This window comes from Streptomyces sp. NPDC007264 (genome assembly GCF_042869095.1).
Lineage (GTDB): Bacteria > Actinomycetota > Actinomycetes > Streptomycetales > Streptomycetaceae > Streptomyces.
Window position 1 is genome coordinate 34,728 of sequence record NZ_JBIAFD010000003.1, and the last position, 21,009, is coordinate 55,736.

17 protein-coding genes and 4 pseudogenes are annotated in these 21,009 nt (G+C 68.2%); 8 read left to right on the forward strand and 13 right to left on the reverse strand.

The window, feature by feature from the left end; translation table 11 throughout:
* Positions 1-523: 523 nt before the first annotated feature.
* Complete coding sequence (locus ACFYMU_RS05235) at positions 524-745, forward strand: hypothetical protein (RefSeq protein ID WP_388368070.1); 222 nt, start codon at positions 524-526, stop codon at positions 743-745.
* A gap of 55 nt (positions 746-800) precedes the next feature.
* Here the strand turns inward: ACFYMU_RS05235 and ACFYMU_RS05240 are convergent.
* The 5 genes and pseudogenes from ACFYMU_RS05240 to ACFYMU_RS05260 all read right to left on the reverse strand — a co-directional run.
* Positions 801-953, reverse strand: a pseudogene (locus ACFYMU_RS05240) (ISAs1 family transposase); the annotation flags it as partial.
* A 179-nt stretch (positions 954-1,132) separates the two neighbouring features.
* Positions 1,133-1,570 carry a DUF488 family protein gene (locus ACFYMU_RS05245; protein WP_388368073.1) on the reverse strand — a complete coding sequence of 146 codons (438 nt, stop codon included), beginning with the start codon at positions 1,568-1,570 and terminating at the stop codon, positions 1,133-1,135.
* Positions 1,567-2,181, reverse strand: coding sequence for a DUF488 family protein (locus tag ACFYMU_RS05250; RefSeq protein WP_388368076.1), 615 nt, complete (start codon positions 2,179-2,181; stop codon positions 1,567-1,569). The genes ACFYMU_RS05245 and ACFYMU_RS05250 overlap by 4 nt, the downstream gene beginning before the upstream one ends.
* A complete protein-coding gene (locus ACFYMU_RS05255) occupies positions 2,178-2,876 on the reverse strand; it encodes a hypothetical protein (protein ID WP_388368079.1) in 699 nt (232 codons plus the stop codon). Before ACFYMU_RS05255 ends, ACFYMU_RS05250 begins: the two co-directional genes overlap by 4 nt.
* Before the next feature lie 498 nt (positions 2,877-3,374).
* The gene (locus tag ACFYMU_RS05260) at positions 3,375-3,998 is read right to left on the reverse strand and encodes a DUF6177 family protein (RefSeq protein WP_388368082.1); all 624 of its coding nucleotides are present in this window, start codon (positions 3,996-3,998) and stop codon (positions 3,375-3,377) included.
* Positions 3,999-4,280: 282 nt separating this feature from the next.
* On the opposite strand from ACFYMU_RS05260, the gene ACFYMU_RS05265 reads away from it, so the two are divergent.
* The 4 genes from ACFYMU_RS05265 to ACFYMU_RS05280 all read left to right on the forward strand — a co-directional run bounded on the left by ACFYMU_RS05265 (position 4,281) and on the right by ACFYMU_RS05280 (position 7,773).
* Positions 4,281-5,765 carry an ATP-binding protein gene (locus ACFYMU_RS05265; protein WP_388368085.1) on the forward strand — a complete coding sequence of 495 codons (1,485 nt, stop codon included), beginning with the start codon at positions 4,281-4,283 and terminating at the stop codon, positions 5,763-5,765.
* 372 nt (positions 5,766-6,137) lie between these two features.
* Complete coding sequence (locus tag ACFYMU_RS05270) at positions 6,138-6,641, forward strand: hypothetical protein (protein ID WP_388368088.1); 504 nt, start codon at positions 6,138-6,140, stop codon at positions 6,639-6,641.
* A gap of 100 nt (positions 6,642-6,741) precedes the next feature.
* A complete protein-coding gene (locus ACFYMU_RS05275; RefSeq protein WP_388368091.1) occupies positions 6,742-7,539 on the forward strand; it encodes a hypothetical protein in 798 nt (265 codons plus the stop codon).
* A 12-nt stretch (positions 7,540-7,551) separates the two neighbouring features.
* Entirely contained in the window at positions 7,552-7,773 is a 222-nt protein-coding gene (locus tag ACFYMU_RS05280) for a DUF6177 family protein (protein WP_388368094.1), read from the forward strand.
* Between the two features lie 327 nt (positions 7,774-8,100).
* Here ACFYMU_RS05280 and ACFYMU_RS05285 read toward each other — a convergent pair whose 3' ends face one another.
* Complete coding sequence (locus ACFYMU_RS05285; RefSeq protein WP_388368097.1) at positions 8,101-8,484, reverse strand: DUF6083 domain-containing protein; 384 nt, start codon at positions 8,482-8,484, stop codon at positions 8,101-8,103.
* A 229-nt stretch (positions 8,485-8,713) separates the two neighbouring features.
* On the opposite strand from ACFYMU_RS05285, the pseudogene ACFYMU_RS05290 reads away from it, so the two are divergent.
* Positions 8,714-9,025, forward strand: a pseudogene (locus ACFYMU_RS05290) (transposase family protein); the annotation flags it as partial.
* A 4-nt stretch (positions 9,026-9,029) separates the two neighbouring features.
* Here the strand turns inward: ACFYMU_RS05290 and ACFYMU_RS05295 are convergent.
* Positions 9,030-10,538 carry a DUF4246 domain-containing protein gene (locus tag ACFYMU_RS05295; RefSeq protein WP_388368100.1) on the reverse strand — a complete coding sequence of 503 codons (1,509 nt, stop codon included), beginning with the start codon at positions 10,536-10,538 and terminating at the stop codon, positions 9,030-9,032.
* 90 nt (positions 10,539-10,628) lie between these two features.
* Between ACFYMU_RS05295 and ACFYMU_RS05300 the strand changes: the two are divergent.
* Positions 10,629-10,808: pseudogene (locus ACFYMU_RS05300) on the forward strand (VOC family protein); the annotation flags it as partial.
* A 372-nt stretch (positions 10,809-11,180) separates the two neighbouring features.
* Here the strand turns inward: ACFYMU_RS05300 and ACFYMU_RS05305 are convergent.
* From ACFYMU_RS05305 to ACFYMU_RS05325, 5 genes are all read right to left on the reverse strand, one after another.
* Entirely contained in the window at positions 11,181-12,857 is a 1,677-nt protein-coding gene (locus ACFYMU_RS05305) for an SWIM zinc finger domain-containing protein (protein ID WP_388368103.1), read from the reverse strand.
* A gap of 290 nt (positions 12,858-13,147) precedes the next feature.
* On the reverse strand, positions 13,148-14,581 hold the full coding sequence (locus ACFYMU_RS05310) for an ATP-binding protein (protein WP_388368105.1): 1,434 nt from the start codon (positions 14,579-14,581) through the stop codon (positions 13,148-13,150).
* 225 nt (positions 14,582-14,806) lie between these two features.
* Positions 14,807-15,199, reverse strand: coding sequence for a hypothetical protein (locus ACFYMU_RS05315; RefSeq protein WP_388368107.1), 393 nt, complete (start codon positions 15,197-15,199; stop codon positions 14,807-14,809).
* Entirely contained in the window at positions 15,199-17,562 is a 2,364-nt protein-coding gene (locus tag ACFYMU_RS05320) for a DUF4132 domain-containing protein (protein ID WP_388368111.1), read from the reverse strand. Before ACFYMU_RS05320 ends, ACFYMU_RS05315 begins: the two co-directional genes overlap by 1 nt.
* Positions 17,562-20,108 carry a DUF4132 domain-containing protein gene (locus ACFYMU_RS05325; protein ID WP_388368112.1) on the reverse strand — a complete coding sequence of 849 codons (2,547 nt, stop codon included), beginning with the start codon at positions 20,106-20,108 and terminating at the stop codon, positions 17,562-17,564. The genes ACFYMU_RS05320 and ACFYMU_RS05325 overlap by 1 nt, the downstream gene beginning before the upstream one ends.
* A gap of 93 nt (positions 20,109-20,201) precedes the next feature.
* On the opposite strand from ACFYMU_RS05325, the pseudogene ACFYMU_RS05330 reads away from it, so the two are divergent.
* Positions 20,202-20,445 (forward strand): annotated as a pseudogene (locus ACFYMU_RS05330) (transposase family protein); the annotation flags it as partial.
* 24 nt (positions 20,446-20,469) lie between these two features.
* Here the strand turns inward: ACFYMU_RS05330 and ACFYMU_RS05335 are convergent.
* Positions 20,470-20,886 carry a nuclear transport factor 2 family protein gene (locus ACFYMU_RS05335; RefSeq protein ID WP_388368115.1) on the reverse strand — a complete coding sequence of 139 codons (417 nt, stop codon included), beginning with the start codon at positions 20,884-20,886 and terminating at the stop codon, positions 20,470-20,472.
* Between the last annotated feature and the right edge of the window lie 123 nt (positions 20,887-21,009).

The following is a 21,009-nucleotide window of genomic DNA, read 5'->3' on the forward strand; positions in this document are numbered from 1 at the left end:
GGCGGAAGCGTAGCTCTACTGCGTTGGACTTGTGATCAGTTGAGGGCGACTTGACCCCGGACATGACGAAACACCCCCTGCACGGCCGTGGGCGCTTGGGCATGTCCGACAGGTGCGCCGACAGGATGTGTCAAGGGCTGTGAGGGGGGCGGAGCCATTCGACGTCTCGAAGCCGTGCAGGTCCGGAGACCCCCTTTCTTCAACAGACCCGTCTCTGCGTCCACGGTTGGGCCGTCGACGGACGTGCCAGATCGTGTGGAAGCGCCATCGAGTTCCTCGGACTCACCAACGACAACCTGTGAAACGGGTACTGACCCGAAGAAGCCCGTGAAGCACCTGTGGAAATACTGGTCATTCGATATGGTGATCCCCTTGGGGCGGGCGGTTGACGTTCGCTGGCCTCCCGCTTGTCTGCGCAGATGAACCAGGGGGCGGCAGGTGCCGTACACCGCAGAGATTGGCCGGATCAACCCGGGCTGCTTCATCTTCCTCGTCGACCAGTCCGCCTCGATGAGCGAACCCCATGGGCAGTGGTGAGGTCGCCCAACAGCGGGCCGAGGTCGTGTCCGACGCAATCAACCGGCTGCTGACCGAGCTCTCTGTCAAGTGCGCCAAAGAGGAGGGCGTACGGGATTACTTCCACGTGGCAGTGATCGGATACGGGCACAATCACGTCGGCTCCGCGTTCCATGGGGCGTTGGCCGGGCGTGACCTCGTTCCGCTGAGCGAGGTCGCCAACAAGTGACCATCACTTGACTAAGTCTCGCCTTCCGCGGCAGGGACTTGAGCTGCCTGCGGAGCTTCTTCTGGTTGCCCTTGACGATCACGATGTAGTGCGCACCGCGGCCCGGGAAGTAGTCGGCGTGCTCATGCTGGGTGTGCATCGCGTTGCTGGTGACCACGACGCCGGCGAGCTCGGCCGCAGTGCTCAGCAGCGGCTGGAAGCAGGTGATCTCGTTGCTCTTCTCGGCCGACGTCCCTCGGCGACGGCCCCAACAATCTGGTCTTCGCGGGAGTGAGCGGACTGGGGATGGGCTTTATCTTCGGGCTGGCGGCCTACAGTGAACGGCTCCGGCAGCGCCGACTCAGGCGACTGTGGTTGTGGGACGGCTCTTGACCGCAGCGCCGCCGCTCACACCAGGTGCTCAATCGTGACGTCATCCCACTGCTGTGCGAGATATTCCGCGACCAGTCGGCGGTGGCAATGCTGCGCATTGTCCTCACTGCAGAGCAGGACTGCGTTGTCAAGCGTTTCCCGCCGGACGGAGTTCTCAATCTGACGAACCTTTATCAATTCGAGGAAACGTTCTTCGTAGGCCGCCCAGCCGACACCCTGCTTCTTGTAGGCGTCGAGCATGTCCTGGGTCGGGGCCAGCTCGGTACGATGGCTGTACTGCGCACCGCAGATCTCACCCAGGAAGTACCTCAGATCATCACGCTTGGCGAAACCGGACAGTTGCGAGACGTTATTGAGTCGAACATCGACCAGTGCTGTCACTCCAGCTTCGCGCAATAGCCCGAAGAACTTCTCGGCGGACTTCTTCGTGAACCCGATGGTGTAGAGTTTCACCTTCCCGGCATCCCGTCGATGCGAAGTTCCTCATTGACATACGCAATCCGTTGTTCCTGACGGTCGAGGGCTTCTTGGAGGCGCTCGGCCGAGGTCCGGAACAGATCTTCCTGATCCAGCCCGAAATTGACCATCAGGCGTCGCATTGCCGAGGCATGGTCCTCGACGTGCCCGTCGCCATGAATGTGTTCGACGGTGATCCCGTACCCTTCGAGGACTCGCGCGACGAGCACGCAACGATGGCAGTCGAGTGGTTCTTGTTCGGCGCACATGACGGCGATCCGCTCGCTCTGCAAACCATTCCGCAGGCGTTTGATGCCGCTGACGAAATCCGAGGTCTGGGCAAGAAGGTCGTACCGCACTCGTCCGTCGACATAGCAGGTGAGGTCTTCGGTGCGCGCACCCAACTCCTTTCCCAGGAAGACGTACTTGATATTGACGTCGGACAGGCTACGCTCCACGGCGTATCGGTTGAACTGGGGCGTGAATCGACTGACGGGCATCGACCGCACATCGGCGACCGCCGTGATCCCATGCTTCTGCAGCAGGCTCAGGAAATCTGAGATGCTGTGCGTGGAGTGGCCGACAGTGAATACTGTATTAGGTGTCATCGCCTGCTGCCCGCTTGGATCTTTACTCGTTCGATAATGGCTGCCACTAATTTGTAGACGTAGCCTTCATATGGTTCACCGAGACTTACCGTAAGGAAGGATTCACCCAGTTCGTAGGTCCCTTCCGGCTTGCCCAGATATTCCAGCTCATACTTGGGATCGGTCACCCGTAGTATATATACATGCCCTGCATAAGAGAAGCAGGCACGCAGGACCAGCCTCTGATCTCCGAACATCGCCCCAGGGACGTGCACTTGTAACGTCAGGTCGGTGACGCGTATCAGCTTGAGCGAGTCCGGCAGAGTAACTGCTTCTTCAGTCGGGACGCGATCATTGCTGCCGTGGTAGGTGCTGGACCCGTTGATCCACAGAGCGCTGGGACACTGTTCCAGCCTCAGTAATCCAATCCACTCAACCCTGCCGGTCTTCTCCCAGTAGTAATCGGGGTCAAGGAGCCAGTTCTCACTCTGGAAGTCGTGCGGCTGCGGCCGGAGAAGCGGCACCAAGACAATATCGAGGACACTCGGGTCCGTTCTGTCTTCGTACTGTCTTTCGCGAGCGGAGACTTCGCGGTTCGGGCGGGCGCTGACCGGGCGTACCCACTCTCCTGAGCCGTCGTCAACCATGCCTGCCACACACCGACCCGAAAGCTTGCGGGAATTTGCCAGACACACGAGTGTCTTTATCAGTGCCATGTGTACCCCCAAATCTGGTGCGTTGACGCCCTGCGTGACGGAAGCGCAGCACACCCACACGAAGCGACGACGAGCACAATGGATTGTCAGTTCCGTGGGTCATCCAAAAGCCTACGACGGGGGTACGGCACTCGTCCGCCGTTCAGGCAACCCGCCACTACGTGCCCCCGGCCTGCCGGTTCAGCTTCACCACCGTGTCAATGACCAACTTCCCGCCGCCGGCCAGCGGTTCCGTCCGCCCCCATGCTCCGAGTCCCCCGCCCAGAACTCGAACCTGCGGCCGCCTGCCGACCTGCTCCATAGGTACCGGCAGTGCAGGACAGGACAACCGTCGTACCTGAGATGTCGGCGCAGCCGGGGCGGGCCTGCATGCCGCCCGCATGGGATCGGAGCGAACTCCTCGTGTGGGGTGTCCGCTCCCCGGGTGGGACCAGAGTCCAGGGCAGCTGGCACCGTCGGCCGAGGCGAGACTGTGACCAGGCGTCTACGGCCGGGCCCTTACGGGGCGCCCCGCAGGTGCCTCAGCAGCGTCTCGAAGGCGGTCCAGCCCTCTGCCGACTCGCCGTCTCCCAGCGGGTGGTAGTAGCCAGGCTTGGCCGCGGAGCCGAGCCGTACCGGGGTGGCGGGGAGCCGCGGGCGGGCGGCGACGTCGGTGCCCGCCTCGGCGACTTCGGCGGGGCCCAAGGCAAAGCCGAACGGCACGGGTGGCCGTTCGAAGCGCGGCGGCGCGGTGAGGTCCGCGCGGGCCTCGCGCAGGTGCGCGAGCAGGGTGCTCAGGCCGTGCCGCGTGGTGAGTTCGGCGGCCAGGTCCGCGACAGCGGACACCGGCGGCTTCTCGCCGTCACGGAAGCCGACGGCGAGGGTGACGTCCTCCTCGACTCCGTCCGGCGTGCGCAGCACACGCAGGGTGGCGAGGGCGACCCGGTCGGCCGAGCCGACGACGGTCCAGGTCGCCCGGGGCGCGCGCTCGTACGCCAGATCGGTGAGGTGGCGTCGCGACCACGGCAGGTTGGCCGGTTCGGCGATGCCCCAGCCGGTGGGGAGTTCGCCGGCGAGGGCCTGCCAGGCGGCTTCCAAGGCGCCGCCGAGGACCAGGCGGGACCGCCGTATCTGCTGCAGCACTCCCCGGAGATCCCCGGTTTCCTGCAGTTGCTGTATGACCGGTCGCAGTCCCGCGAAAGACCCGGCGGCCGGATCGTGCTGTGCGGCTCGGCGGAGCGGGGCCGGAAACGGTCACAAGTACCGGCCGCGGCCGGGCGGCCGACGCCCGGCACGGCCGCAGCCGGCCGACGGCGGCCCGGGCACCGGGCATCACCGCCCGGGACGGCCCTCGGCACCGAGCGGCATCCTTGTATAAGTTCATCTATAATAAGTCGACCTATTCACAGCTGGTGAGGAGCGGTCGTGGACAAGCCTGCCGAGATGTTCGACCGGCACTTCGAGTGGACCGAGCTGACCAGGTACGCCCGCTACTCGGGCCCCGAAGCGACCCTCGGTGTCGTGTCCGGGCGGAGGCGGCAGGGCAAGACCTTCCTCCTGGACGCCCTCACCAGGGCTTCCGGCGGCTTCATGTTCACCGCCACCGAGACCACCGAGGCCGACGCCCTGCGCCAGTTCGGTCACGCGCTGGCGGCCCACTGCGGCGAGAGCGTCCCGTTCCGCTTCGAGCACTGGGACGAGGCGATCGCACGGCTGATGCGCATCGCCACGGACGGGCCGACCGTCGCCGTCATCGACGAGTTCCCCTTCCTCGCCAAGGCCTCGCCGTCCCTGCCGTCCATCGTCCAGCGCGCCCTGGATCCCGCCGCGCGGCGCGGAAACACTCCGGTACGGCTCCTGCTGTGCGGGTCGGCCCTGTCGTTCATGGGCAGGCTCCTCGCCGGTGACGCGCCGCTGCGCGGGCGCGCCGGGCTGGAACTGGTCGTGCCCACCCTGGAGTACCGGCTCGCGGCCCGCTTCTGGGACATCACGGATCCACGCACCGCCGCCCTCACCCACGCCGTCGTCGGCGGCACCCCTGCCTACCGCCGGGAGTTCACCCAGGGCGACACGCCCTCCGGCCCCGAGGACTTCGACGACTGGGTGGTGCGTGCCGTCCTCAACCCGGGCCGCCCCCTGTTCCGTGAGGCCCGTTACCTCCTCGCCGAGGAGCCCGAACTCCACGACACCGCCCTCTACCACGCGGTACTGGCCGCCATCACCGCCGGCAACACGTCCCGCGGCGGAATCGCCGACTACCTGGGCCGCAAATCGACGGATCTCGCCCATCCCCTGCACGTACTCGAGGACGTCGGCCTGATCCGCCACGAACCCGACGCCTTCCGCCGCAACCGCTCCGCCTACCGGATCGCCGAACCACTCATCGCCTTCTACCACGCCGTCATGCGACCGCACTGGGGCGACCTCGAACGCCCCGGCCGCGCCGCCGCCGTCTGGCGGCGCGCCCAGCCCACCTTCCGCAGCAAGGTCCTCGGGCCGCACTTCGAGACCCTGTGCCGCGAGTGGGCCCGCTGGCACGCCGCACCCGAGACGTACGACGGCCATCCCTCACGTGTCGCCGCCGGAACCGTCAACGACCCGTCGGCCAGGACCAGTCACGAGGTCGACGTCGCCGTCTTCGGCCAGGCCGAACACGAGACGAACGGCCACGAGGCGCTCCTCGCCATCGGCGAGGCCAAGTGGAACGACACGATGGGCCTCGCCCACCTGGAACGCCTCCGGCGCATCCGGCACCTGCTGGCCTCCCGCGCCACCGGCACCACCGCCTCCGACCGGACCCGCCTGCTCTGCTTCAGCGGCGCCGGCTTCACCGACGACCTGCGCGGCATCGCGGACCGCGACCCGGCCGTCCAACTGGTCGACCTGAACCGCCTCTACGAGGGCGAGTGACAGCACCGCGTCCCGTCTGCCGACCACGCGGCACCCACCACAGGCCTGGGCCTGTGCCTGGCCGCTTCAGTCCCGGGGCAAGGGATCGGGCACGCCTGCGCTCCTCGCGACGTACGCGGCCCACACCGTCTTGCCCGGTCCGCCGGGATACGGGTACCAACCCCAGTCGTCCGCGAGCCCCGCGACGAGCAGCAGCCCCCTGCCCGATTCGGCGGGCCCTCCCCTTCGGGGGCGGACGACCGCAGAACGGGCGCCCGCTTGCCGGCGGTGTCCGTGACGTCCACCCGTACGGTGCGCGGGCCGCCAGGAGAACGATCAAATGAGTAGAGAAGGCGCCGGCAGCTGTCAGTACCGCATGCGATGCTCCGGGGCATGAACGTAGAGATGCACGGCGTCCAGCTGATTGATCGGGTGATCGAGCGGGTGACCCTCGGTTGGCTCGAGAACGCGGAAAATCCCGTGCTGGACGGCGAGCTGCTGGGAGCCGTCACGGCACAGATGTACGGGTTCGCCGAGCAGGACTATGTATGGGCGGATATGTTCGCCAGCTTCGAGGTGCTCCTGCCCGAGCGTTGCTTCCCGCTCGTGGGCGGCTGTGATTCCCGACGACTGCTGTACACAGGAAAGCCGGACTCAACCGGTGAATATCCAGTACTGGTAACCGATACCGACGATCTGCCATATGTAGCCGTAATGTACCCAGGACTCGATGTCTACCTCGCCGATCTCGCCGGGGTAATCGACCTGAAGTTCGGGGATTACACCTCGCTCACAGAGCACCCCGAGTACGGCAGCCGAATGCAAGAACATGCGACCCATACCGGGCTCGGTCTTGAGGGGATGGAAATCCAGGATCTCGACTGGCCCGACAGTTAGATCCTGTCCGCGGCTTCCGAAGAGCCCTGGCATACCGGACTCCTCAAGGAAATGCATCGGCATGCGCCGATCGAACGGCAATCACGGAGACGGAGATCCCGTGAGCGGGATTTATTTCCACATGCGACTTGAATTCCCCACTGCAGAGACTGTCAGACAGTGGAGAGAACTTGCTCTGCTCACCCAGCGGGATCACCTCGAAGCAGTTCCGGGATTCGATGCCATCAACATAGGTGACGACGATCTCCTGGGCGGCGAGATCACCGTCGGGCAGCAAACGGAACTGGACGCGGCAATCGCCTACCTTCACCAGATCGGCTTCCCGGTGGACAAGTCACGGATCCTGGAAGGCGCAATGAGCGCGCAGCAAGAAATTGCGGCGATGACTGCAATTGACGATGTCGTTGGGTGGTGCTTGGCGCGGCTGCGGACGGCGCCAGAGTCGTACTGCGCGGACCCGCTTGCGCCGCACCCGCACGCCGCCCGCCTCTCTCTTCCCAACGGCAGACCCGCCCCGGATTGCCTACGCCTTTGGGCTGCCTTCGACAATTACTACCCACTGCGCGGTTCTCGCAGCAATGCGATCATCGCGGACAATCACGGTGTTCTCGTGGTCGAGCCGATGCAGGCAGTCCTGAGGTGGGTCTGCCTTGAATCGATCATGGACGAGATCGAGGATGATGAGGACACGCAGGAGTACCTCAGTGAGCTGGTAGCCGGTTTTGTGGGTGATTTTCCTGGCTACGGGGTAGTGCTGGCCGAGGAGTATCCAGACCCGCTGCTGTGGATTCCGCCGGCCGGGGAGCCGACGGTGATCTGGTACCACCGGGATGCGTTCGACAGGCGGCAGGCTTTCTCCGAATCAGTGGCCGCAATCGGCACGGCCGGAGCCGGTTGATCGCCTCGCGCGATGGCGATCTGCGGGGCAGGCCCACGCCGAGCACCGGCCCGCCGGCCCCACCCCGGACGCCTCGGTCCCCCGACCCGCCCCACTCTCCACTACCTCCTGGGAGACGGAACCGACCCCGAGGCATGGTCCACCTTCCAGCAGCTCGCCCGGGCACCTGAAGCAGGCAGTGGACGACGGCAATGCCACCCCGCCGCGCGGCCGCGGGTGACACGGCGGCGATGAGGCGCCCTGCCCCGGCGTTCCGCGTACACGCGCGAGCCCTGCCAACGCGCGACCGCGCGCCAACGCTCTACCGGTTCAGCCGGACCACGGCCTGGATCACCAGCTGCCCGCCGCCGGCCGGCGGTTCCGCCCGCCCCCATGCTCCGAGTCCCCCGCCGGGGGCACCCTGTATGAGGTGCCAAAGACCCCGTCACCAGTGGAAACGCTGAGGCCGGAGTCTTCGCGTGTGGGCAGGCGTGTGCAGCGATGAGCGGCCCTAAGACAGGGTCCGCGGACAGGATTGTGGGACATCTTCCCTGGTCAGCCTTGGGGTTTCCGAGGTGTCCATCAGCTGGCGTCCGGCCATTCCTCAGGAGGCCGAGGCGGCTCTGGGTCGTTCTGCCGCTTTGCTCGCCGCGCGTTCTCCTCTCGCAGGGACGTCAACCACCGCCACAGATCCGGTAGAGGCTGTGCTGGGCAGGCGAGACGGTGCTCAATGCGGCACCGTTGGAACTGATCCGGCGGACACACCCCGTAGACCGTCACCCGTCCGTCGGAGAGCTCGATCCACCGGTGCGCCGCCGGCACCGTGTGAGCCAGCGGATGCATGTCCGGCTCCAGCAGCACCCAGTCCTGCTCGAGCGTCGCCGCCTGATCCTGCAGTAGCCCGCAGTACGGGCAGCGAGAATGGCCACCACCCAGCCGCCGCGGTTTCTCCTCGAAAACCCCCATACCGCGAGGGTCGCCAGCCCGTCGGTCCAGGCGTAGAGCGCGAACCGGACGGAACCCCTGAGGTAACCGTCCGGCAGCGAGACGAGAGACGACGCGGCAGGTGCAGCCAGCAACCAACGGCCGACGACACACGGCCGAGATACAGCGAAGCCCTCCGGCCCATGCAAGCTGGAGGGCTAACTGCCTACGCGCATGATCACAGGTCCCCACGTTCGGAGGGGATTGACAGGGGCGCGCCCACGACCTGACCACAGCACGAGCCACGGCATCGTCCAGGCGTGCCTGACCCGGCAGGTCCTCGTGCGCGCGGACCGGGCCCATCAGGGAGCCGACGCCACCGTTCACGCCACCGCCACCGCCACCAGCCCGAGCACTACCAGGAGTTCAACCGTGATCACGCCCGGCTGCGAGGTCCGGGAGAACGTGCCTTCGCGCAGCTGAGAACCTGGCGACTGATCCAGCGGGCCAGATGCTCCACTCGCCGCATCGGCACCATCGTCCAGGCTGTCCACACCCTCCTGACTGCACGTATTCAGGATAGAGATTCAGTGCTCACAGAGGGAGAATTCTCGTTCGTAGAGCTGCTCGTTGTGTTCGTCGACGAAGAACTTGCGTTCCTGCATGAGTTGTTCGCGGTAGTTCTTGGCCTGTTCAAGCGTCATGGTCGAGGTGTCGGACCATGGTTGTTGCGGTGGCACGTCGGATGTCGAGACGATCTTTTCCGACGGGTCGACCAGGAAGAACGCGAGAATTTTGCGATATCCCGGGCGGTTGTGGTCCATGAGGCGGAACGAGCCGACGCGGTGTTGCAGGACGTTCGGAAACGCCAGGCAGCGGCCCGCTGGGGTCGATACCGATCCCAGCATCTGGTTCAGCGCGTCCTCGTTCTCCAGTCCGTAGACCTCACGCAGACCGTTGTCGTCGTTCTGTTCGTAGTGCGGGTCGTCGAGTGCCGCCCGGAAGCTGAGCCGACTTTCGGTGATGTTCTCGCTGTCCCAGTAGTAGATGCCGGTCGAGACGATCCGCTCGTTCAACATGCCCTCGACATGCCAGGAACCACCGGGATACTCGGGCTTGTCCGGGGTGAGATGAATGGTGGCGAGCTTGACGATGACCTGGAGACGGCGACCGTGCAGGTCGACTCGGGCGGATTCGTCAGGCAACTCGGGCGGGGTGAAAGCCGGGGCGTCCGGGATGACCGGGCGGCGGTTTTCCCACCAGTCGTCCTGGGCCTCTTCCCATGCACGGACGGCTTCTCGGTAGGCCCCGTCGTCACTGTAGGAGGACTTGTCCGGATACTCCGGCTCCGAGTCGTACCACCCGTAAGGATCGGCCTCGATCCGCAGGGGCCGCGGATGGCGCAAATCGGTGAGCACGTTCTCCAGCAGTGGGCGCAAGCGTGCGAACAAGGCCGGCAGGACGGAGGCCAGTTCGCGATGCGTCTCGGGGTGGACGTTGTTGACGTACGAACGGAAGGCGACATCGCCGTCGTCACTGACGTCGATGTCCGTGGGCAGCCACTGGAACTTCTCCGAGAATTCGTACCTCGAGTAGCGGTCCGTCGGGTTCTGCCAAGCCCGCTCGGGAGCACCGCTCACCTCTCTCACCAGGCAGAACAGTGAGGGATGAACCAGATCCAGTACCTGGCCGTCGGATCCGGGATGCCAGTCCTGCTCTGCTTCGGGGACCTGCTCCAGGACCCGAACCGCCTTGCGCAGTCGGGATCTGAGCTTGTCGTCGACCAGTGCGTCCGACTGCCACACCCCGTCGACGGCGGACACCTCGATGCCGGTTGGCCCGTCTCGCAGCGCGGCGTAATGCGCGAGTTCGGCAAGCACGTAACGAACCTGTGCTTCGGTGAGGCCCTGGGCGACCGCTTCTTGCGTCCACCTGGCGACGATGTCGGCGTCGTTCATCTTGTCGAACCACCCCGGCTTCGCCCGGATGTGGGCGCTGCACTGCATCATCTGAAGTTCCCGCAGCGTTCGGGGGGTCGCGAACGATATGGAACGGGAGGCGTGAAAGGGCAGCGGGAAAGTGGGCAGGCCCGTCAATTCTCTTGGTCCTTCCGGTCGGTCTGCGGTGGCGGGAAGGATACTTCAGCAGACTGACGCACAGCGGTGGCCCATAGCGAAAGGACCGCGATGCCCGAGCAGACCAGCGCCGCGCCGGTGGGCTGCACCACCGTGGTGCCCTCGGTCGTCACCGACGGCGCGAGGGCTTTCCTCGACTTCGTCGCCCAGGCGTTCGGGGGTGAGGAGCTCGGGCTGGTGTCGACCGAGGATGGTTTGATCGGTCACGGTGGGATCCGGGTCGGTGACACCGATGCGAAGCGGGTCCAGTCCGGGTCCAGCGGACAGACGGGGCCGTCCCACACCGGGGCCTGATCGACGAGACCGGGCACGGTCGTGTTCTGGCGCCCGTCGGCTTACGCCACGCCGCGGTTCTCGTGCAGACGGTGTCCGCCTTCATCGCTGCCGCGAAGCCGCGCGATCAGTTGCGCCGGCATCGGCGCCGCCTCGGGCGTCAAGGTTCCATGAGCGGGAAGCCCGCGCCGACCTCGGTGACTCCGCCAGGTGCTCCGCGGTGGCCGGCGGCAACAGGCCGAGGGGTTGCGGGTGCAGGCTGCCGTGCGGGTCCGGCGGCTCGTGAAGCAGGAGCCGTACACCGAGTTGTCGAGTTCGTCGCCCATGGCCTCACAGGCCGTGTTCGTTCATGAGGCGCATCAGGTTCCGCTTGCGTTTCTGGGCAGTGCGCAGGGCCGTGACGTATGCGGTGAACTCGTCCGGCGTTCCCAGGCGACGGTGGCAGTCGCGGATGCTCAGCAGCAGGGCGACGAGTTCCTCGTAGACCGTGTTGCCGGTCTGCTTGAGCAGTGGCTCGGCCAGGCGGAGGTAGACGCCGAGCGCGTCGGCGGGACGGTCGGCCCGCACCTGGTCGGCGAGCGTGACCCACTGCCGGTCGTGGGCGCCGGTATGCGTGGCGGCCTGCCAGGCGGCGTCGGCGTCCTTGTCGTCGAGCAGGGCGTCGATCAGTACCGGGCCGCCGTACCAGCCCTGTTGCCGCCGCTCCGCGTCGGCCCGCAGCAGGGCAAGGGCCGCCTCGCGCTCGGCCGGCCAGCAGTCCGCGGCCTGCGCGGCGGCGCGCAGTTGCTGATAGGTGAGCAGGGTGCGGCGGGCGCGGAAGTGGTCGCGGCGCACGGTGAGGGCGTCCGTCAGACGGTCCGCCTGGGTGTAGCGGTCGCAGAGGTGGTCGACGAGAGCGGTGTCGACGGCGGCGAGGTCCTGGGTGTCCCGGATGCCGCGTTCCGCCCAGCGCAGGGCCTCTCCGGGGCGTTGGGCGGTGTCCAGTTCGCGGGCGATGACCAGATGCGTGTGGCCGTTCGGCGCGAGGTCGGCCGCGTGCACGGCGATCAGCGCGTCGACGTCGCCGCCCGCCTTGGCCAGTCGCTCCATCAGGTACTTCTGCGCCCAGCCGCGACGGTTGCCCCGCCATGCCTCCACCGCCAGCTTCCGCAGGGCGGCCATTCCCTCTTCTCCGAGGACATCCTCGTAGTCGAGGGGGTCGATGTCGGTCAGGCCGTCGTCGAGGTCGCCGAGTGCATGGCCGGCCAGCCAGCGCGCGAGTTCCTCGGGTTCGGGGCGTGCTGCGCGGCACGCGTCGAGGTGGGCTGCGGCAAGGCCCGCCCCGATCCGGCCGAGCCGGCCGTCCGAGTCGTCGACGCTCTCCACCGCCTCGGCCAGCAGCCGCATCGCCTCCCGCGCCAGCGTGATCGCATCAGCGGCCCGGCCCGAGCCGGTCAGCGCCCTGATCGAGGACACCGCCTGCCCGGCCTGGTCGGCGTAGGCGCGGGCATCTGCGTACTCGACGTACCCGTACTGCGCGAAAGAGCTGACGTCGAACAGGTCGCGGATGCCGGACCGGAGCGTGGCGAGGTCCCCGCGGACGCTTGCGGCCCGCAGTTCCAGGCGCCGCCGCACCTGCCGGTCCTCGTCGATCTGTTCCCGCAGCAGAGCGAGCAACTCGTCCTTGGACAGGGCGGACAGCCACCGGTCGAGGTCCTGCGCACGCTCCCGGGCCGCCTTCCGCTGCCGCGGCAGGCTCTCCCGCTGGGCGAGCATGCTCAGGCCGAGGGCGACCAGATGCTTGCAGAAGTTGCCCTCCAGGCCGTACGGACAGTCGCAGGTGCCGGCCAGGCCGCCGGGCCCGTCCAGGGTCAGCTCGACCTCGTACCGCTCCGTGCCGTGAACGCTCGCGGTGACCCAGCCGTCACCCACCTCGACGCCGGACACCGCATCCAGGTACCCGAGCGCTCGCTCGTAGGAACGGGCACCGGCCAGTGCCCTGAGGTTGGCCTCGGTGAGACTGCCCATGGTTTCCGCCTGCTCCGGGTTGTGCACGTGACAGTCCGCCAGCCTATGGCTGTAAGGAGGTGCAGGTGCAATTGGTCGGCACTTCGACCGCCGGTCCACAGCCGACCCACGAGGCCCCGGGTTCGTCGTCGAGGCTTTTTGACGCGAGCCTCATCACCGACGGCAGCGCCCGTGCCCTTCGGCCCGACGACGACCGCCACTTCCTCCGGCGGTGGTCACGACCGCCACAGTCTCCGGCAACACCCCCTTCCCTGTCTGCGGGACCTGCCCCGTCCCTCACCGTCTCTCCGCTACTGCCAGGCGCGGACCAGGTCTTCAGGTCCCCAGTGGGCCGCGAGCGGCAGGCTGCCAGCGACACCGCTGCGGGACACCGCGACCAGCGGGGTGCCCCGCCCGGCACCGGGCACTGCGAGCACGTCCCGAGCCAGGGCGTCGTATTCGCGCCGGCCGAACGGCTGGGACTCCAGCCACTTGATGGAGCCCACGAAGTGCACCGCGCCCGCCGCGGGTTGCCGGTCGGTGCCGACCAGGTCGATCTCGGGGTTGTTCTGCCGGTTCCACCAGCCGCCGACCGCCTCTGTCTCCGGCCATCGCTCGTCGGGCAGCAGCCGCAGCAGCGACTCACGGACGAGCGGCTCGACCGCACGTCCCCGCCAGGCGGTCCAGGACCGCTCGATGCGCTCCAGGGCGAGATCGCCCCGGCCGCGCTCGATGAGCGGGATGCCCCGCTGCAGGAAGGCCAGCCAGAACCGGAGATACGGATCCGCGATGCGGTAGCGCTTGTTCTTGGTGTCGGCCTTCGCGGACAGCGGCAGGTCGGCCGCCAGAACCCGCTTGGCCTGCAGGGTGTTCAGCAGCGGGGACAGCGTGCCCGACGGCAGCGCACCCGTTCCCCCGGCCTGTGCCGCGATGGTGGAGAAGGTCCGCTCGCCGCTGCCCACCGCCTCCAGCACCGCCCGCGAGTGCGACGCCTCGGGGAACTCCCCCAGCAGCGACAGCTCGCCCGCCACCAGCAGCGGAGACAGCGGATTCGCCACCGCCTCGCGCAGGAAGTCCGCACGGCCCACCCCCGGCCGCCACGACTGGACGATTTCCGGAAAGCCTCCCGTGATCAGCAGCGCGTCCACCGCGTCCGCCGCGTCCAGCCCGGTCATGGCCTGCACATCGCCCAGGTGCAGCGGCCGTACGGTCATCTTCGCCGCCCGACCGAAGAACGGGCGTCCGTACGACTGCAGCGCCTCCATCACCGACATGTCGCTGCCGACCAGGATGAGCAGGACCGGCTTGGCGGACAGGTGACGGTCCCAGACGGTCTGCAGGGCCCCCTCGAACTCCGCGTCCTGCTCCACCAGCCACGGCACCTCGTCGATCACCGCGATGCTCGGGGTGTCGTCCGGGACCGCGACGGCCAGTGAGCGCAGCGCCTGATTCCAGTCCGCGGCCTGCAGCCCGGCCACCAGCTCCGCCCCCGGCAGGGCGGACTGGGCGAGTGCCCCGGCGAAGTCCGCCCGCTCGGCCACGGCGTTGCGGCCCCGGGTCGCCTGGAAGACCACGTACGGAACCCGGGACCGGTCACAGAACTCCTGGACCAGGCGAGACTTCCCCACACGGCGCCGCCCGGTCATGATCACGGCCCGCCCTCGGGTGGCGCCCGCGCCCTCGATCACCAGGTCCAGCTGTCGAGCCAGCAGGTCCAGGTCAGCCGCCCTCCCTTTGAAATCCATGGGCGACCCCTCTCGACTCAAACACAGTTTCGATATTACGTAGATCGAATCTTACTTAGATGATAGCTTGCTTCGGGTGCCACGGGTGCCAGCGTGGGCTCATGTGTCCAACCAGAGATTCCCGCAGGTCACAGCCAGCCGGTCCGGCACGACCGGCCCTTGCTCGCGCGATTCGTGCGCTCGGGCACCCCGGCGACGGGGCAGTGGCTCTGCAAGGCCGGGGGCTCAGCCGCCGACAAGGGCGACGAGCTTGATGAAGACCAGGTGGGAATCGGCCGTGAGATCCACGACTTCGTCGAGTTCCTCGACCTGGCGATCGCCGGCCAGCACGAAGAACCCGTTGGCCAGGAAGGCGCGCTCGGCGATCTCGGCCTGGCGTTCCCAGTCGATGCTGCGGGGTTCGCGGAGGCGGTGGCCGTTCAGCTCCGTCTCGGCGTCGTGGGGGCGGACGAGGCCGTCGAAGCGGACGGTCGGGCGGGCGTTGTGCCGGGCGACCTCCTCGCGGACGCGGAGCCTGATCAGCTCCCGTACCGTCATCCGGGCCGGCAGGTCGGCGACTTCCCACTCGGTGACCGGCTTGCCCGTCGCGGTCTCGTCCCGGAACGTCACGGTGGCCATCAGGCACCTCGCTTGATCTGCAGGTGAAGGGACTCGTCGGTGATCTCGGTGTCGGCGGCCAGCAGGAACGCCTTGCTGAGGATGAGGGAGAGGCGGTCGTCCTCGAACGGCAGGAAGACCTTGGCGTCGCCCGGGCGCCGTGACGGGACGATGCACAGGTAGCTGTCGTCCGGTTCCATCAGGATGTTGGCCGAACCCAGGTGGATCTTGTATGTGCGCAGATCGCCGCGGACCAGCAGGAAACGGCCGTCGAGCGTGCACCGGTCGGCGATCCTCAGGCGCGGCAGGATCCGCTCCAGCACGTCGCGGCGCGCCTCGGCGCTCTCGGTCAGGTCGGCGAACCCCGCTCGCTCCCAGTAGGTGCGCCGGAGGCCGCCGTCGGTCCGGTCGGGATCGGCGGCGATCGAGGTCACGCCCACGAAGAGGTCCACGTCGCGCATCGCCTCGCTGAACACCAGTGGAGGCACGTCCGTGAGCGGTGCCTCGCGCCAGGTGCCCGCCACCCGGCGGTCGAAGCGCACCTGATCGGTCGAGGCCAGTTCGTCGTCGCCCGCCCAGTCGGCCCAGCTGTGGAAGAAGCGGACCCGCCACTCCCCCGCCGCCAGGGTGCGCTCGGCCTCCGCGCCGTCTCCGCCGTCCCAGGGGCCGAGTCGGCCGCTCTTCCATCCCCGCGCTCGGAACAGGGCGAACATCGTGCGGTAGTGGACGAGATGCGCGGCGAAGCGGTTGGAGTGGACGCGGGTCTGCTCCTCGGCCGGGGTGAGGAGGTAGATCTCGCGGAACGCCTGCTTGAACGGCTGCCGGATCCGCCGCTCGACGAGCAGATCCCGCCATGCCCGCACGGTGTCCGGCTCGGAGCGGATGGGATGCCACAGCCGTACGGAGGCGTCCTGGGGCGCGTCGGGAAGGTGTTCGTCCGTCTCGGGCAGTACGGCGCGCCACTGGCCGGGGGCGACCTCGATCTCCCAGATCAGCCGGCGTACGAGGGTCCGGGCGAGGGGGTGCCCGGCGAGCTCGGTGCGCCACCAGCCGTACGGGTGGACGGCGTCGACGGTGAAGCCGCCCTCCAACGCGCGCATGAACGTGATGAGTTGAGCGTTCACCCGCTTCACCAGGTCGCGCAGCTCCTTGATCAGGGCGGCGTGGTCGCGGCGGACCTGAGCCGGGACGCCGCGCACCGGGCGGCCGTCCTTCTCCCACGTCAGCGTGGCGGTCTCGGTGACCACGACGACGGCCTGGTGGTCGCCGGCCGTCCTGCGCAGGACGCCGCCCGCGGCAAAGCCGCCGACGGTTGCCGTGTCGAAGTCCAGTCTCGGCAGCCGTAGCGCCACGTCGGTGCGCTCGGCGAGGGCCGCGTCGACCTTCTTGAGCATCTTGTCGAGCTGCTTGGGTACCCCGGCGTGCCGGACGGTGCGGCGCACGGTGCGGATCGCGGTCGCCAGTTCGGGTGTCGGGAAGTCCTGTGCGGCGCGGACCACCTCGTACAGCAGGGCCTGCGAGGGAAGCGTCTTCGCCGCCGTCGGGGCGAGGGCGACGCCGGGCAGCAGCCGCTCGAACAGCTCGGGCAGCCAGGGCTCGTCGCGCAGCAGCGCCACCCGCAGAGCCCGTCCCAGCGAGGTGATCTCCCGGTCCGTGAACGCCTTGTCCGCACGGTAGGGGATCTCGCCCGCGCGGATCGCGTCAGTGCGGTCGGCGGCTGCCGCCAGCGCGCGGCGGGCGAACGCCGCATAGGCGGGGGTGTCGGCCGACCTGTGCCAGGCGTGCGCGAGCGGCGAGGCGAGCCTGTGCTCCCGGTCGGTCTCGGACAGCAGCGCCTGTTCGGCCGGGGTGAGGCCGGCGATGACGGCGATCTCGTCCGCGACGATGGGGCCCACATCACGGGCGAGGCGCTCCACGGCCGCGCGCAGTGTCCCCTCGCCTGCCAGCCCGGCGACCGCGAGCAGCGCGTACGGCTGACGCACGGTCTCCTTCCCCAGCCAGAACCCGACCAGGGTGCGGGCCGGTCCGGACACGTCGGGCAGCGGCCCCGTGCAGTGCTCCAGCGCACCGAGACCCAGGGTGAGGTCAGCCCAGCCGTGCTGCTCGCACCTCTCGGCCAGAGTGTCGAACAACCGGCGGCACGCTTCGGGCGTATAACGCGGCTGCCGTTCTCCGACCGCGTCCTCGACCGCGAAGCGGACCATGGTCATCGTGTGCGTGGCCGACGCGCCCACCCGGTGGGCTGCCACGAGCAGACTGCCGAGTTCCTCGTCGGAGACCTGCGACAGGTCTGGGCGCTTGTCCTCGTCCTCGTCCTCGTTCTTGTCCTCGAGTGTGAAGTCCGGGTCGGTCAGCGCGCGCATCAGCCGGGCGGCGAGGTGCATCAGGCATCCCTCTTGATCTGGCGGAGGACCGTCCTGTCGGTGATCTTCATGTCGGCGGCCAGCAGGAATGCCTTGCTGAGGATCAGGGAGAGCCGTTCGTCCTCGAACGGCAGGAAGACCTTGCCGTCGCCCCTGCCGCGGGCCGGGACGATGCACAGGTAGGAGTCGTCGGGCTCCATCAGGATGTTGGCCGAGCCCAGGTGGATCCTGTACGTGCGCAGGTCGCCGCGGACGGTCAGGAAGCGGCCGTCGAGCGTGCACCGGTCGGCTATCTTCAGGCGCGGCAGGATCCGCTCCAGCGCCTCGCGGCGGACCTCGGCGCTCGCCGTCAGCGCACCGAATGTGGCCGTCCGCCAGTACCCGGCATAGCGGTCCTCTCCCCGGTCGGTCCAGTCGGGATCGGCGGCGATCGAGGTCACGCCCACGAAGAGGTCCACGTCGCGCATCGCCTCGCTGAACACCAGCCGGGGTACCTCCGCCAGTGGAACCTCCCGCCAGCGCCGGCCGTCCCGCCGTTCGAAGCGGACCTGGTCCGTCGCGGCGTGCTCGGGCGCGTAGCCGCCGCCGTCGTCGCCCGCGGCGGGCTCGTGGTGGAAGCAGACCCGCCACTCGCCGTCGCCGAACTCGGCCCGGGCCTCCCCGTCGTAGCCGCCGTCGTACCGGCCGAGGAAGTTGGCCTGCCAGCCGCGTTCCTTGAACAGCGCATAGAGCTGCCGGTAGTGGACGATGTGGGCGGCGAACCGGTTGGAGTAGACGCCGGTCTCCTCCTCGGCCGGGGTCAGCAGGTAGATCTCCCGGAACGCCTGTTTGAACGGCTGCCGCAGGCGCTCGGTGACGAGCCGCTCCCGCCACGCCCTGATGTCGTCCGGCGACGCCCGGATCGGGTGCCACAGCCGGACGCGCTCGGGCCGACCGGGCGGCTCGGCCGTCGGCGCCACCGCACGCCACTCGGCGTCGGCGCCCTCGGCGTCGGTGCCCTCGGCACCCTCGGCGCCCTCGGCGTCCCGGAACTCCCAGATCAGGCCGCGGACGAGAACCCCGGTCACCGGGTGGTCGCGGTAGAAGCGGCACCACTCGTCGTACGGCCACTCGCGCCCGGCCGACATCAGCGCCTCAACCCGGGCCCGCTCGCCCGACAGCGTCCCCCGCACCTCCTTGGCCAGGGCCTTCAACTGCTGTAGCTCGTCCGGGAAGCCGTCCTTCACTGCCGCCGGAGCCGTGCGGGACGTCGTCCCGTCGGGGTGGGTGAAGGTGAGCCGTACGGTTGTCGCGTCCTCGATCGCCACTCGTACCCGATGTCCGCCCAACTCCCGTTCCAGCGAGCCGCCCGGCGCCAGGCCGTGGTCCGGCACACTGCGCTCGATGAGCTGCTCCGCCGTGATGCCCTGCTTCCCGGCGGCCGTCACCAGTGCGGTGTCGAGCTGCTTGCGCAGAGCCCGGTGCTTGATCCGGGACCGCAACCGCCACAGTGATTCCAGAGACGCCGGATCACCGGACTCGGCCAGCGCGTTGATCGCCGCGCCCGCGAGTTTGAGGTCCTCCATCATGCCGGTTCCCGGGCCGCCGGTCCGCAGAGCGAGCGCTTCGAGGTGCCGCACGACGGCCGGTCCGCCGGTGAGCGTCGCGGCCCAGACGACGCCGCGCGCCAGGTCCCCGTCGTTCGGGTGGACGAGGTAGTGGTAGTGGTAGTGATGATCGGCGTGGAGCCGGCCGGTGTGTGCGCCGCTTTCGCTGCTGCCCGGCGGAGCGTCCTCGGCCAGCGCCCGCAGGACGTCGGCCACGAGGTCCCGCGCCGATGCCGCGTCCGTGAGTTCGAGGCAGGTCCGCCGCCACTTCTGCGAGGGGCGCGGGCTGGACAGGCTCGCCAAGTGCCTGATGAACGCGGCAAGTTCCGGCGTCGGCGAGGTCCTCGCACGGTCGCTCAGCGGGAATGCCCAGCGAGCCCCGGCGGGGATCAGCCCCTCGGGGATGTGCGCCTGGTCCACGCTTGCGAGCAGCGCGCGCAGGCGCTGGGTGAGCAACGTCCGCGAGCGGGCGTCGACCGTGGTGTCCATGACCTCCGTGTGGGCGTGCCGCAGCCAGGGCATGGCCGCGCGGCGGCCGTCGGTGTCGAGCTGTTCGGCGGCGTTCAGCACGAGCCTCAGCGAATCGGCGAACCAGTGGTCCATGTGGTATTCGGTGGCGCGGAGCAGCATCACCGCGACCTCGTCGGGCGTCCAGCCCCGCACCCGTGAGACGAGGGAGCCGATCTCCGTGTCGTACTGCCACAAGCTCGCGCCGTCGAGGCAGGCGGCCAGCATGAGGCACAGGACCGCGGCCCTGCCCTCCTCGTCCGCGCAGGCCGCGAGCCGCTCCTCGATCTCGGTCCGGGTCACCGCGCCGGCCGCCTCGAATCGCCGGTACTCGGGCCCCATGGACTCTCGGAACTCGGTGCGCTGACGTTCCAACAGGTCGACGAGCCAGCGGGTGCGGGCGAGCGCGGCGGACCTCACGACGTCGAGCGAGTCGTTCCTGCGGGATTCGGCCACCAAGGCGTCGTACAGCATGGCGGGATGATGGCAGGGGGGACTGACAACGCGATCGGCTCGAAGGATCGTCGCGTCCGTTCACGCTCCGGGACCGCCGGGACCGCCGCTTCTGAGGCAGACGGCGGATACCGGGGCACGGGCCTGGTCATTGCACACCGCCGCAAGCCCGGCCAGGACGGACTTGCCGCTTAGAAGGAGGAGCACAATGCCTCCCACCGCAAAGTCCGAGCCCGCGTCGAGCACGTCTTCACCCGCATGAAAATCTGGAAGATCCTTCGCGACTGCCGCTTCAAGCGATGGCCTCCACCACGCCATGCTTGGCATCGCCCGCCTGCACAATCTTGTCCTCACCGGCTGGGACCGGGCGAGAGATGCCTGGTCAGCCGGACTTTGTCATCCCGCCCAAGGGGGTACGGCGTGGCGATACCTTGCGATGGCTGATGCGCCAGCCGTCGGCGGTGCGCACGACCGTGTCGTCGTAGGAGACGGAACCGCAGGAGCCGTCCGCCTTGATGCCCAGACCCTTGGATCGGACCTGTACCCGGCCGTCTGCCGACGCCGTGACGACGACGTTGGTGACGTGATGCGCGACGGGGTTGGCGGCTCCCAGCGCCCACGCCGCTTCCCGGACGGCCGCCACCCCGGACAGCGGCTCTTGGCCGAAGTCGGTGAGGTCGTAGACAACGTCGAAGGTGAACAACTCCTCCAACCGGTCCAGGCTTCCGTCGTCCACAAGGTGGCCGTGCAACGAGATCAGTTCGGTGATGGCCAAGCGATCTTCAAGAGCGAGTGACACACGCGTCCTTCCGGCCCGGCATGGAAAGGTCAGGCCGAGCATCGATCTGTCGTCAGCACGGCACCACAGCGCTCAACACCGCAACGAGTTCGTGTGCGTGCGGCGAGAGAAGGGCCGTGCCGT